A 14,524-nucleotide genomic window follows, 5' to 3' on the forward strand; every position below is an offset into this window, starting at 1 on the left:
AGGGGATTCGCGGTTAAGGCGCTTCCCCGAATTGGGTATGTGATGTCGTGGTATTGCGTGTTCTGGCAAATTTTCGGTTTGTTGTCGACTTCAGCCATCGAGCACACAAACAACAAATTGTTTGGGTGTTATATGGTCAAGCCTCACGGGCAATTAGTATGGGTTAGCTCAACGCCTCACAGCGCTTACACACCCCACCTATCAACGTCGTAGTCTTCGACGGCCCTTCAGGGAGCTCAAGGCTCCAGTGAGATCTCATCTTGAGGCAAGTTTCCCGCTTAGATGCTTTCAGCGGTTATCTTTTCCGAACATAGCTACCCGGCAATGCCACTGGCGTGACAACCGGAACACCAGAGGTTCGTCCACTCCGGTCCTCTCGTACTAGGAGCAGCCCCTCTCAAATCTCAAACGTCCACGGCAGATAGGGACCGAACTGTCTCACGACGTTCTAAACCCAGCTCGCGTACCACTTTAAATGGCGAACAGCCATACCCTTGGGACCGGCTTCAGCCCCAGGATGTGATGAGCCGACATCGAGGTGCCAAACACCGCCGTCGATATGAACTCTTGGGCGGTATCAGCCTGTTATCCCCGGAGTACCTTTTATCCGTTGAGCGATGGCCCTTCCATACAGAACCACCGGATCACTAAGACCTACTTTCGTACCTGCTCGACGTGTCTGTCTCGCAGTCAAGCGCGCTTTTGCCTTTATACTCTACGACCGATTTCCGACCGGTCTGAGCGCACCTTCGTACTCCTCCGTTACTCTTTAGGAGGAGACCGCCCCAGTCAAACTACCCACCATACACTGTCCTCGATCCGGATAACGGACCAGAGTTAGAACCTCAAGGTTACCAGGGTGGTATTTCAAGGTTGGCTCCACGCGAACTGGCGTCCACGCTTCAAAGCCTCCCACCTATCCTACACAAGTAAACTCAAAGTCCAGTGCAAAGCTATAGTAAAGGTTCACGGGGTCTTTCCGTCTAGCCGCGGATACACTGCATCTTCACAGCGATTTCAATTTCACTGAGTCTCGGGTGGAGACAGCGCCGCCATCGTTACGCCATTCGTGCAGGTCGGAACTTACCCGACAAGGAATTTCGCTACCTTAGGACCGTTATAGTTACGGCCGCCGTTTACCGGGGCTTCGATCAAGAGCTTCGCGTTAGCTAACCCCATCAATTAACCTTCCGGCACCGGGCAGGCGTCACACCCTATACGTCCACTTTCGTGTTTGCAGAGTGCTGTGTTTTTAATAAACAGTCGCAGCGGCCTGGTATCTTCGACCGGCATGAGCTTACGCAGTAAATGCTTCACCCTCACCGGCGCACCTTCTCCCGAAGTTACGGTGCCATTTTGCCTAGTTCCTTCACCCGAGTTCTCTCAAGCGCCTTGGTATTCTCTACCTAACCACCTGTGTCGGTTTGGGGTACGGTTCCTAGTTACCTGAAGCTTAGAAGCTTTTCCTGGAAGCATGGCATCAACCACTTCGCATTCTAAAAGAACGCTCGTCATCAGCTCTCGGCATTAAGCACCCGGATTTACCTAAGCACTCTGCCTACCACCTTAAACACGGACAACCAACGCCGTGCTGGCCTAGCCTTCTCCGTCCCTCCATCGCAGTAACTAGAAGTACGGGAATATTAACCCGTTTCCCATCGACTACGCATTTCTGCCTCGCCTTAGGGGCCGACTCACCCTGCGTCGATTAACGTTGCGCAGGAAACCTTGGTCTTTCGGCGTGCGAGTTTTTCACTCGCATTGTCGTTACTCATGTCAGCATTCGCACTTCTGATACCTCCAGCAAGCTTCTCAACTCACCTTCACAGGCTTACAGAACGCTCCTCTACCGCTCAACTTACGTTGAACCCGTAGCTTCGGTGTATGGTTTGAGCCCCGTTACATCTTCCGCGCAGGCCGACTCGACTAGTGAGCTATTACGCTTTCTTTAAAGGGTGGCTGCTTCTAAGCCAACCTCCTAGCTGTCTAAGCCTTCCCACATCGTTTCCCACTTAACCATAACTTTGGGACCTTAGCTGACGGTCTGGGTTGTTTCCCTTTTCACGACGGACGTTAGCACCCGCCGTGTGTCTCCCGTGCTGACACTTGCTGGTATTCGGAGTTTGCATCGGTTTGGTAAGTCGGGATGACCCCCTAGCCGAAACAGTGCTCTACCCCCAGCAGTGATACACGAGGCGCTACCTAAATAGCTTTCGAGGAGAACCAGCTATCTCCGAGCTTGATTAGCCTTTCACTCCGATCCACAGGTCATCCGCTAACTTTTCAACGGTAGTCGGTTCGGTCCTCCAGTCAGTGTTACCTAACCTTCAACCTGCCCATGGATAGATCGCCCGGTTTCGGGTCTATACCCAGCGACTAAACGCCCTATTAAGACTCGCTTTCGCTACGCCTCCCCTATTCGGTTAAGCTCGCCACTGAATATAAGTCGCTGACCCATTATACAAAAGGTACGCAGTCACCCAACAAAGTAGGCTCCCACTGCTTGTACGCATACGGTTTCAGGTTCTATTTCACTCCCCTCTCCGGGGTTCTTTTCGCCTTTCCCTCACGGTACTGGTTCACTATCGGTCAGTCAGTAGTATTTAGCCTTGGAGGATGGTCCCCCCATATTCAGACAAAGTTTCTCGTGCTCCGTCCTACTCGATTTCACTTCTAAGATCCTTTCGCGTACAGGGCTATCACCCACTATGGCCGCACTTTCCAGAGCGTTCCGCTAAAATCAAAGAAGCTTAAGGGCTAGTCCCCGTTCGCTCGCCACTACTAAGGGAATCTCGGTTGATTTCTATTCCTCAGGGTACTTAGATGTTTCAGTTCCCCTGGTTCGCCTCCTACACCTATGTATTCAGTGCAGGATACCCAGCTTATGCTGGGTGGGTTCCCCCATTCAGAGATCTCCGGATCAAAGTCTGTTTGCCGACTCCCCGAAGCTTTTCGCAGGCTACCACGTCTTTCATCGCCTCTGACTGCCAAGGCATCCACCGTATGCGCTTCTTCACTTGACCATATAACCCCAAGCAATCTGGTTACTGTCTCTAACGTGAAGACGACATTCGCCGAAAATTTGCACTTGAGAACAACGCAAATTTTACCTTGACCAAACTAATTACCAGTGAAAGTAATTAATCAGTCACTTCTATCACATACCCAAATTTTTAAAGAACGATTTTCGTACTGGTCAAAGACCAGAAATCAACATTCAACTGAGCATTTCAGGAATGTTCATTTCTGAACTCTACACAACGGCGCTGTAAGTGGTGGAGCCAAGCGGGATCGAACCGCTGACCTCCTGCGTGCAAGGCAGGCGCTCTCCCAGCTGAGCTATGGCCCCATATTCGTACAAGGCCAAACCCCACAACAATTGGTGGGTCTGGGCAGATTCGAACTGCCGACCTCACCCTTATCAGGGGTGCGCTCTAACCAACTGAGCTACAGACCCAATCGTCTTTCGCAATGAATCAAGCAATTCGTGTGGGAGCTTATAAGGAAGCTGGTGTCGTCGATTAAGGAGGTGATCCAGCCGCAGGTTCCCCTACGGCTACCTTGTTACGACTTCACCCCAGTCATGAATCACACCGTGGTAACCGTCCCCCTTGCGGTTAGACTAGCTACTTCTGGTGCAACCCACTCCCATGGTGTGACGGGCGGTGTGTACAAGGCCCGGGAACGTATTCACCGTGACATTCTGATTCACGATTACTAGCGATTCCGACTTCACGCAGTCGAGTTGCAGACTGCGATCCGGACTACGATCGGTTTTATGGGATTAGCTCCACCTCGCGGCTTGGCAACCCTTTGTACCGACCATTGTAGCACGTGTGTAGCCCTGGCCGTAAGGGCCATGATGACTTGACGTCATCCCCACCTTCCTCCGGTTTGTCACCGGCAGTCTCCTTAGAGTTCCCACCATAACGTGCTGGTAACTAAGGACAAGGGTTGCGCTCGTTACGGGACTTAACCCAACATCTCACGACACGAGCTGACGACAGCCATGCAGCACCTGTCTTACAGTTCCCGAAGGCACCAATCCATCTCTGGAAAGTTCTGTAGATGTCAAGGCCAGGTAAGGTTCTTCGCGTTGCTTCGAATTAAACCACATGCTCCACCGCTTGTGCGGGCCCCCGTCAATTCATTTGAGTTTTAACCTTGCGGCCGTACTCCCCAGGCGGTCAACTTAATGCGTTAGCTGCGCCACTAAGTTCTCAAGGAACCCAACGGCTAGTTGACATCGTTTACGGCGTGGACTACCAGGGTATCTAATCCTGTTTGCTCCCCACGCTTTCGCACCTCAGTGTCAGTATCAGTCCAGGTGGTCGCCTTCGCCACTGGTGTTCCTTCCTATATCTACGCATTTCACCGCTACACAGGAAATTCCACCACCCTCTACCGTACTCTAGCTTGCCAGTTTTGGATGCAGTTCCCAGGTTGAGCCCGGGGCTTTCACATCCAACTTAACAAACCACCTACGCGCGCTTTACGCCCAGTAATTCCGATTAACGCTTGCACCCTCTGTATTACCGCGGCTGCTGGCACAGAGTTAGCCGGTGCTTATTCTGTCGGTAACGTCAAAATTGCAACGTATTAGGTTACAACCCTTCCTCCCAACTTAAAGTGCTTTACAATCCGAAGACCTTCTTCACACACGCGGCATGGCTGGATCAGGCTTTCGCCCATTGTCCAATATTCCCCACTGCTGCCTCCCGTAGGAGTCTGGACCGTGTCTCAGTTCCAGTGTGACTGATCATCCTCTCAGACCAGTTACGGATCGTCGCCTTGGTGAGCCATTACCTCACCAACTAGCTAATCCGACCTAGGCTCATCTGATAGCGTGAGGTCCGAAGATCCCCCACTTTCTCCCGTAGGACGTATGCGGTATTAGCGTTCCTTTCGAAACGTTGTCCCCCACTACCAGGCAGATTCCTAGGCATTACTCACCCGTCCGCCGCTGAATCAGGTAGCAAGCTACCCTCATCCGCTCGACTTGCATGTGTTAGGCCTGCCGCCAGCGTTCAATCTGAGCCATGATCAAACTCTTCAGTTCAATACTGCTTGGGTTTTGAGAAAACCCTAAACTTGGCTCAGCAATCGCAAACCTCTTACCGAAGTAAGAGTTAACTCTCGAATTAACGAGTGTTGCTTTGTGATGCTGATAATCAGTTGACTACCAGTCTTACCTCACAAGCACCCACACGAATTGCTTGATTCAGTTGTTAAAGAACAGTTGGTTAAGTCTTTCGTCTCAACCGAGGCGCGCATTCTACAGCAGCCTCATCTTCCGTCAAGCAGTTTCGAAAATTTCTTTTCTACTTCAACCGCTTGGTGAAACTTAGCGGCTTTCGCCAGCTTTTAGCTTCACGCCCAAGTACAAAACTTAGGCTTTCACTAAAAGCAAACCCCCGACCCGCTTGCGCGGATCGGGGGTTTGGGATAGGTGCTTGACGATGACCTACTCTCACATGGGGAAACCCCACACTACCATCGGCGATGCATCGTTTCACTACTGAGTTCGGGATGGGATCAGGTGGTTCCAACGCTCTATGGTCGTCAAGCAATTCAGCAGGGGATTCGCGGTTAAGGCGCTTCCCCGAATTGGGTATGTGATGTCGTGGTATTGCGTGTTCTGGCAAATTTTCGGTTTGTTGTCGACTTCAGCCATCGAGCACACAAACAACAAATTGTTTGGGTGTTATATGGTCAAGCCTCACGGGCAATTAGTATGGGTTAGCTCAACGCCTCACAGCGCTTACACACCCCACCTATCAACGTCGTAGTCTTCGACGGCCCTTCAGGGAGCTCAAGGCTCCAGTGAGATCTCATCTTGAGGCAAGTTTCCCGCTTAGATGCTTTCAGCGGTTATCTTTTCCGAACATAGCTACCCGGCAATGCCACTGGCGTGACAACCGGAACACCAGAGGTTCGTCCACTCCGGTCCTCTCGTACTAGGAGCAGCCCCTCTCAAATCTCAAACGTCCACGGCAGATAGGGACCGAACTGTCTCACGACGTTCTAAACCCAGCTCGCGTACCACTTTAAATGGCGAACAGCCATACCCTTGGGACCGGCTTCAGCCCCAGGATGTGATGAGCCGACATCGAGGTGCCAAACACCGCCGTCGATATGAACTCTTGGGCGGTATCAGCCTGTTATCCCCGGAGTACCTTTTATCCGTTGAGCGATGGCCCTTCCATACAGAACCACCGGATCACTAAGACCTACTTTCGTACCTGCTCGACGTGTCTGTCTCGCAGTCAAGCGCGCTTTTGCCTTTATACTCTACGACCGATTTCCGACCGGTCTGAGCGCACCTTCGTACTCCTCCGTTACTCTTTAGGAGGAGACCGCCCCAGTCAAACTACCCACCATACACTGTCCTCGATCCGGATAACGGACCAGAGTTAGAACCTCAAGGTTACCAGGGTGGTATTTCAAGGTTGGCTCCACGCGAACTGGCGTCCACGCTTCAAAGCCTCCCACCTATCCTACACAAGTAAACTCAAAGTCCAGTGCAAAGCTATAGTAAAGGTTCACGGGGTCTTTCCGTCTAGCCGCGGATACACTGCATCTTCACAGCGATTTCAATTTCACTGAGTCTCGGGTGGAGACAGCGCCGCCATCGTTACGCCATTCGTGCAGGTCGGAACTTACCCGACAAGGAATTTCGCTACCTTAGGACCGTTATAGTTACGGCCGCCGTTTACCGGGGCTTCGATCAAGAGCTTCGCGTTAGCTAACCCCATCAATTAACCTTCCGGCACCGGGCAGGCGTCACACCCTATACGTCCACTTTCGTGTTTGCAGAGTGCTGTGTTTTTAATAAACAGTCGCAGCGGCCTGGTATCTTCGACCGGCATGAGCTTACGCAGTAAATGCTTCACCCTCACCGGCGCACCTTCTCCCGAAGTTACGGTGCCATTTTGCCTAGTTCCTTCACCCGAGTTCTCTCAAGCGCCTTGGTATTCTCTACCTAACCACCTGTGTCGGTTTGGGGTACGGTTCCTAGTTACCTGAAGCTTAGAAGCTTTTCCTGGAAGCATGGCATCAACCACTTCGCATTCTAAAAGAACGCTCGTCATCAGCTCTCGGCATTAAGCACCCGGATTTACCTAAGCACTCTGCCTACCACCTTAAACACGGACAACCAACGCCGTGCTGGCCTAGCCTTCTCCGTCCCTCCATCGCAGTAACTAGAAGTACGGGAATATTAACCCGTTTCCCATCGACTACGCATTTCTGCCTCGCCTTAGGGGCCGACTCACCCTGCGTCGATTAACGTTGCGCAGGAAACCTTGGTCTTTCGGCGTGCGAGTTTTTCACTCGCATTGTCGTTACTCATGTCAGCATTCGCACTTCTGATACCTCCAGCAAGCTTCTCAACTCACCTTCACAGGCTTACAGAACGCTCCTCTACCGCTCAACTTACGTTGAACCCGTAGCTTCGGTGTATGGTTTGAGCCCCGTTACATCTTCCGCGCAGGCCGACTCGACTAGTGAGCTATTACGCTTTCTTTAAAGGGTGGCTGCTTCTAAGCCAACCTCCTAGCTGTCTAAGCCTTCCCACATCGTTTCCCACTTAACCATAACTTTGGGACCTTAGCTGACGGTCTGGGTTGTTTCCCTTTTCACGACGGACGTTAGCACCCGCCGTGTGTCTCCCGTGCTGACACTTGCTGGTATTCGGAGTTTGCATCGGTTTGGTAAGTCGGGATGACCCCCTAGCCGAAACAGTGCTCTACCCCCAGCAGTGATACACGAGGCGCTACCTAAATAGCTTTCGAGGAGAACCAGCTATCTCCGAGCTTGATTAGCCTTTCACTCCGATCCACAGGTCATCCGCTAACTTTTCAACGGTAGTCGGTTCGGTCCTCCAGTCAGTGTTACCTAACCTTCAACCTGCCCATGGATAGATCGCCCGGTTTCGGGTCTATACCCAGCGACTAAACGCCCTATTAAGACTCGCTTTCGCTACGCCTCCCCTATTCGGTTAAGCTCGCCACTGAATATAAGTCGCTGACCCATTATACAAAAGGTACGCAGTCACCCAACAAAGTAGGCTCCCACTGCTTGTACGCATACGGTTTCAGGTTCTATTTCACTCCCCTCTCCGGGGTTCTTTTCGCCTTTCCCTCACGGTACTGGTTCACTATCGGTCAGTCAGTAGTATTTAGCCTTGGAGGATGGTCCCCCCATATTCAGACAAAGTTTCTCGTGCTCCGTCCTACTCGATTTCACTTCTAAGATCCTTTCGCGTACAGGGCTATCACCCACTATGGCCGCACTTTCCAGAGCGTTCCGCTAAAATCAAAGAAGCTTAAGGGCTAGTCCCCGTTCGCTCGCCACTACTAAGGGAATCTCGGTTGATTTCTATTCCTCAGGGTACTTAGATGTTTCAGTTCCCCTGGTTCGCCTCCTACACCTATGTATTCAGTGCAGGATACCCAGCTTATGCTGGGTGGGTTCCCCCATTCAGAGATCTCCGGATCAAAGTCTGTTTGCCGACTCCCCGAAGCTTTTCGCAGGCTACCACGTCTTTCATCGCCTCTGACTGCCAAGGCATCCACCGTATGCGCTTCTTCACTTGACCATATAACCCCAAGCAATCTGGTTACTGTCTCTAACGTGAAGACGACATTCGCCGAAAATTTGCACTTGAGAACAACGCAAATTTTACCTTGACCAAACTAATTACCAGTGAAAGTAATTAATCAGTCACTTCTATCACATACCCAAATTTTTAAAGAACGATTTTCGTACTGGTCAAAGACCAGAAATCAACATTCAACTGAGCATTTCAGGAATGTTCATTTCTGAACTCTACACAACGGCGCTGTAAGTGGTGGAGCCAAGCGGGATCGAACCGCTGACCTCCTGCGTGCAAGGCAGGCGCTCTCCCAGCTGAGCTATGGCCCCATATTCGTACAAGGCCAAACCCCACAACAATTGGTGGGTCTGGGCAGATTCGAACTGCCGACCTCACCCTTATCAGGGGTGCGCTCTAACCAACTGAGCTACAGACCCAATCGTCTTTCGCAATGAATCAAGCAATTCGTGTGGGAGCTTATAAGGAAGCTGGTGTCGTCGATTAAGGAGGTGATCCAGCCGCAGGTTCCCCTACGGCTACCTTGTTACGACTTCACCCCAGTCATGAATCACACCGTGGTAACCGTCCCCCTTGCGGTTAGACTAGCTACTTCTGGTGCAACCCACTCCCATGGTGTGACGGGCGGTGTGTACAAGGCCCGGGAACGTATTCACCGTGACATTCTGATTCACGATTACTAGCGATTCCGACTTCACGCAGTCGAGTTGCAGACTGCGATCCGGACTACGATCGGTTTTATGGGATTAGCTCCACCTCGCGGCTTGGCAACCCTTTGTACCGACCATTGTAGCACGTGTGTAGCCCTGGCCGTAAGGGCCATGATGACTTGACGTCATCCCCACCTTCCTCCGGTTTGTCACCGGCAGTCTCCTTAGAGTTCCCACCATAACGTGCTGGTAACTAAGGACAAGGGTTGCGCTCGTTACGGGACTTAACCCAACATCTCACGACACGAGCTGACGACAGCCATGCAGCACCTGTCTTACAGTTCCCGAAGGCACCAATCCATCTCTGGAAAGTTCTGTAGATGTCAAGGCCAGGTAAGGTTCTTCGCGTTGCTTCGAATTAAACCACATGCTCCACCGCTTGTGCGGGCCCCCGTCAATTCATTTGAGTTTTAACCTTGCGGCCGTACTCCCCAGGCGGTCAACTTAATGCGTTAGCTGCGCCACTAAGTTCTCAAGGAACCCAACGGCTAGTTGACATCGTTTACGGCGTGGACTACCAGGGTATCTAATCCTGTTTGCTCCCCACGCTTTCGCACCTCAGTGTCAGTATCAGTCCAGGTGGTCGCCTTCGCCACTGGTGTTCCTTCCTATATCTACGCATTTCACCGCTACACAGGAAATTCCACCACCCTCTACCGTACTCTAGCTTGCCAGTTTTGGATGCAGTTCCCAGGTTGAGCCCGGGGCTTTCACATCCAACTTAACAAACCACCTACGCGCGCTTTACGCCCAGTAATTCCGATTAACGCTTGCACCCTCTGTATTACCGCGGCTGCTGGCACAGAGTTAGCCGGTGCTTATTCTGTCGGTAACGTCAAAATTGCAACGTATTAGGTTACAACCCTTCCTCCCAACTTAAAGTGCTTTACAATCCGAAGACCTTCTTCACACACGCGGCATGGCTGGATCAGGCTTTCGCCCATTGTCCAATATTCCCCACTGCTGCCTCCCGTAGGAGTCTGGACCGTGTCTCAGTTCCAGTGTGACTGATCATCCTCTCAGACCAGTTACGGATCGTCGCCTTGGTGAGCCATTACCTCACCAACTAGCTAATCCGACCTAGGCTCATCTGATAGCGTGAGGTCCGAAGATCCCCCACTTTCTCCCGTAGGACGTATGCGGTATTAGCGTTCCTTTCGAAACGTTGTCCCCCACTACCAGGCAGATTCCTAGGCATTACTCACCCGTCCGCCGCTGAATCAGGTAGCAAGCTACCCTCATCCGCTCGACTTGCATGTGTTAGGCCTGCCGCCAGCGTTCAATCTGAGCCATGATCAAACTCTTCAGTTCAATACTGCTTGGGTTTTGAGAAAACCCTAAACTTGGCTCAGCAATCGCAAACCTCTTACCGAAGTAAGAGTTAACTCTCGAATTAACGAGTGTTGCTTTGTGATGCTGATAATCAGTTGACTACCAGTCTTACCTCACAAGCACCCACACGAATTGCTTGATTCAGTTGTTAAAGAACAGTTGGTTAAGTCTTTCGTCTCAACCGAGGCGCGCATTCTACAGCAGCCCCATCTTCCGTCAAGCAGTTTCGAAAATTTCTTTTCTACTTCAACCACTTGCGCCTCCGATCAACCTTCAGCTTCTCGTCAGCGGGAGGCGAATTCTACAGCGTTCAAAACCGCTGTCAACCACCTCTTGCAACCGCTTTCGAGCCACTCGACCGAAGCACCGACAGGATCAACAAACCACCCTGTCAGCCCGGCGCATTCTACGCAGCCTGCGCTGCTTTGCAACCCCTCACTTAAATATAAGTATCTGTTTTACAAATACTTTTACGAGAGGCCTGCGCCGGAGAAGGCGCGCATTATAGGCCCGACGAAGCTAAGGTCAACGCTTTTTCGAAAGTTTATCTAAGCCGTAACCGAAACAGCGACTGGGCGCCACGCAACCTGCTGCCCCCCTGGCCACGCCAGTCGAAACCCAGCGACGCAGGCATTGTCTCCGAGCACTCAGCGGCTACTGCTCCGACCTCGCCTGAAAGAAGCTAAATCTATGATTAGCCGCACCGTTGAAGTGCAGTAACGGAAGGGAGCCATAGATCCGCATTGACTCCAGGCATAGCATCGGCAACGCACAGACAGAGGAAACAGAAGGCGGGATACAACGTGCGCCTAACGCAGACTTGCCGACACCGCCAATACAACCAGCGGCGTCGACAAGTGATCAGATCACTTTACAGACTTGCGGCGACGCAACTGCAGGAGGTATTGCAGCGGACCGGAGGCCGCATAGGCCAGGAACATGATCAACAGGATCCGCGGCGGATCACTGAACACCACGGCGAACAGCAGCACGACTGCCAGAATCGCGACAAAAGGCACGCGCCCCTTCAGATCCAGATCCTTGAAGCTGTAGTACTTGATATTGCTGACCATCAGCATGCCCGCAGCCGCGACCAGCACCGCAACGCCGAACGCCATGTTCGAGCCCTGAATGCCGAAGTCGCTGAAGGCCCAGACCGTACCAGCCACCACACCCGCCGCGGCAGGGCTGGCCAACCCGATGAAGTAGCGCTTGTCGGTGGTGCCAATCTGGGTATTGAAGCGCGCCAGGCGCAACGCCGCACCGGCAACATAGATGAACGCCACCATCCAGCCCACCTTGCCCATGCTGCCCAGGGCCCACTCGAACGCCAGCAGTGCCGGCGCCACACCGAAGGCCACCATGTCGGACAAGGAGTCATACTCGGCACCAAAAGCGCTCTGTGTATTGGTCAAGCGCGCCACGCGGCCATCAAGACCGTCCAGCACCATCGCCACGAACACGGTGGCGGCCGCCACGTAGAAGTTGCCGTTCATGGCATTGATGATGGCGTAGAAGCCCGCAAACAAGTTCGCCGTGGTGAACAGGTTGGGCAACAGGTAGACCCCACGATGACGAACCTTGCGCCCCTCGTCATCATGGCCTTCCTCGATATGCTCATCGATGGGCAGCAGGCTCTCTTCGTCGGGGGCCGCGTTCGGCTCTTCTGGACGCTCGCTCATGAACAACACCTTGCAACGTATAGGGAGAATTTCGCCAGACACCGGCAGTACCAACTGGCCAGCGCCCTGACTCGGCAATCAGGCTTTATACCAGAAGCCATGCAACAGAACGAAAAAACGCGGCCAAGGCCGCGTTTTTCTGACACCGACAGGACTTAGTTCTTGCTCTTGTCGACGATCTTGTTGGCGGAGATCCACGGCATCATCGAGCGCAGCTGCTCGCCGATGATCTCGATGCCATGTGCCGCATTGTTGCGGCGCTTGGCGGTCATCGACGGGTAGTTGGTAGCACCTTCGCTGATGAACATCTTGGCGTACTCGCCATCCTGAATGCGCTTCAGGGCGTTGCGCATGGCCTTGCGCGATTCTTCGTTGATCACTTCCGGACCGGTCACGTACTCGCCGTACTCGGCGTTGTTGGAGATCGAGTAGTTCATGTTGGCGATGCCGCCTTCGTACATCAGGTCGACGATCAGCTTCAGCTCGTGCAGGCACTCGAAGTAGGCCATTTCCGGGGCATAACCGGCTTCGACCAGGGTTTCGAAACCGGCCTTGACCAGCTCGACGCAACCGCCACAGAGAACGGCCTGCTCGCCGAACAGGTCGGTTTCGGTCTCGTCCTTGAAGGTGGTTTCGATGATGCCGGTACGGCCGCCGCCGACGCCGGAAGCGTAGGACAGGGCGACGTTCTTGGCGTTGCCGGATGCATCCTGGTAGATCGCGATCAGGTCAGGGATACCACCGCCCTTGACGAATTCGGAACGCACGGTGTGACCCGGCGCCTTCGGCGCGATCATGATCACGTCCAGATCGGCACGCGGCACCACCTGGTTGTAGTGGATGGCGAAGCCGTGGGAGAAGGCCAGGGTTGCACCCTGCTTGATGTTCGGCTCGATCTCGTTCTTGTACAGCTGACCCTGGAACTCGTCCGGAGTGAGGATCATCACCAGGTCGGCGGCCGCTACGGCGGAGGCGACATCGGTGACCTTGAGGCCGTGAGCCTCGGCCTTGGCAACGGTGCTCGAGCCCTTGCGCAGGCCGATGGTGACGTCGACGCCGGAATCCTTCAGGTTGCAGGCCTGAGCGTGACCCTGGGAGCCGTAGCCGATGATGGCGACTTTCTTGCCCTGGATGATGGAGAGGTCGCAGTCTTTGTCGTAATAAACTTTCATGTTCTTGGCTCTTTTAAATCGAAAAAGGAGCGGCGCGCAAAGGCACCGTGACAGGAAGCACCTTAAGTGATCCGCACCGTTGCGTAAAATGATATATTTGCAACACAACATGCCGAAACAAGAAACAACCATGGACAGCCACACCCTCAAGCTCTTTCTTGCCCTGGCAGACAACCTTCACTTCGGCAAAACCAGCCGCGAGCAGCACGTCAGCCCCTCCGCACTCAGTCGCTGCATCAAGCAGCTGGAAGATGAACTCGGCGCACCGCTGTTCCTGCGCGACAATCGCTCGGTCCGGCTGACCCGCGAGGGGCAGCAGTTCCGCGAGTACGCCAGCGAGGTCATGAATGGCTGGCAGGCCATTCGCCAGGCTTTCCGGCAGGACCAGCTGGTTCTGCACGGCGAACTCTCCCTCTACTGCTCCGTCACGGCCAGCTACAGCTTCCTCTACGACATCCTCAGCAGCTTTCGACAGGACTACCCGCGAATCGAAATGAAGCTGCACACCGGCGACCCGGCAAGAGCCGTCGAACGCGTGCAGCAAGGACTGGAAGACCTTGCCATCGGCGCCCGCCCCGACAACCTACCCGCCGGCATCGATTTTCAGTCGATCACTCGCTCCGAGCTGCGCTTCATCGGCCCGCAGTCGCCACAGCTACTGACCGAGGACCAGCTGATCCACCCCGACGCGGAAAGCTGGAAAGATGTGCCGATGATCCTATCGGAAGAAGGCCTGGCCAGAACCCGGACCGACCGGTGGCTGAAAAGCCACAACATCAAACCGCGCATATACGCCCAGGTGAGCGGCAACGAAGCAATCGTGAGCATGGTGAGTCTGGGGTTCGGCATAGGCGTGGTGCCGCAGATCGTGCTCGACAACAGCCCGCTGACCGCACGCATTCGCATCTACGACATTCAGCCGCCATTGACCGCCTACGATATCGGCCTGTTCGCACTGCAAAAGCGCCTCAAGGACCCGCTGATCGCGGCCTTCTGGAATCGCCAGCAATAATC

General features: G+C 53.5%; 3 protein-coding genes, 4 tRNA genes and 5 rRNA genes. 1 reads left to right on the forward strand and 11 read right to left on the reverse strand.

Features of this window, described 5'->3' with window-relative positions:
- Positions 1–132: 132 nt before the first annotated feature.
- From KDW96_RS07875 to ilvC, 11 genes are all read right to left on the reverse strand, one after another.
- Positions 133–3,023 (reverse strand): 23S ribosomal RNA (locus KDW96_RS07875).
- A 250-nt stretch (positions 3,024–3,273) separates the two neighbouring features.
- A tRNA-Ala gene (locus KDW96_RS07880) sits at positions 3,274–3,349 on the reverse strand.
- A gap of 31 nt (positions 3,350–3,380) precedes the next feature.
- Positions 3,381–3,457, reverse strand: a tRNA-Ile gene (locus KDW96_RS07885).
- A 65-nt stretch (positions 3,458–3,522) separates the two neighbouring features.
- A 16S ribosomal RNA gene (locus KDW96_RS07890) occupies positions 3,523–5,059 on the reverse strand.
- A 392-nt stretch (positions 5,060–5,451) separates the two neighbouring features.
- Positions 5,452–5,567, reverse strand: a 5S ribosomal RNA gene (rrf, locus tag KDW96_RS07895).
- Between the two features lie 141 nt (positions 5,568–5,708).
- A 23S ribosomal RNA gene (locus tag KDW96_RS07900) occupies positions 5,709–8,599 on the reverse strand.
- A 250-nt stretch (positions 8,600–8,849) separates the two neighbouring features.
- Positions 8,850–8,925: transfer RNA gene (locus KDW96_RS07905), tRNA-Ala, on the reverse strand.
- 31 nt (positions 8,926–8,956) lie between these two features.
- Positions 8,957–9,033, reverse strand: a tRNA-Ile gene (locus tag KDW96_RS07910).
- Positions 9,034–9,098: 65 nt separating this feature from the next.
- Positions 9,099–10,635, reverse strand: a 16S ribosomal RNA gene (locus KDW96_RS07915).
- Together the 16S, 23S and 5S rRNA genes with 4 tRNA genes alongside form the textbook arrangement of a ribosomal RNA operon.
- 887 nt (positions 10,636–11,522) lie before the next feature.
- Positions 11,523–12,338 carry a CDP-diacylglycerol--serine O-phosphatidyltransferase gene (gene pssA / locus KDW96_RS07920; RefSeq protein ID WP_255839881.1) on the reverse strand — a complete coding sequence of 272 codons (816 nt, stop codon included), beginning with the start codon at positions 12,336–12,338 and terminating at the stop codon, positions 11,523–11,525.
- A 155-nt stretch (positions 12,339–12,493) separates the two neighbouring features.
- A complete protein-coding gene (gene ilvC, locus KDW96_RS07925; protein ID WP_213639259.1) occupies positions 12,494–13,510 on the reverse strand; it encodes a ketol-acid reductoisomerase in 1,017 nt (338 codons plus the stop codon).
- A 130-nt stretch (positions 13,511–13,640) separates the two neighbouring features.
- Between ilvC and ilvY the strand changes: the two genes are divergently transcribed.
- Positions 13,641–14,522: an HTH-type transcriptional activator IlvY gene (gene ilvY, locus KDW96_RS07930; protein ID WP_255839882.1), complete on the forward strand. Its 882-nt coding sequence runs from the start codon at positions 13,641–13,643 to the stop codon at positions 14,520–14,522.
- Positions 14,523–14,524 lie beyond the last annotated feature (2 nt).

Origin of the sequence: Pseudomonas benzenivorans (genome assembly GCF_024397895.1) — a bacterium.
GTDB lineage: Bacteria > Pseudomonadota > Gammaproteobacteria > Pseudomonadales > Pseudomonadaceae > Aquipseudomonas > Aquipseudomonas benzenivorans_A.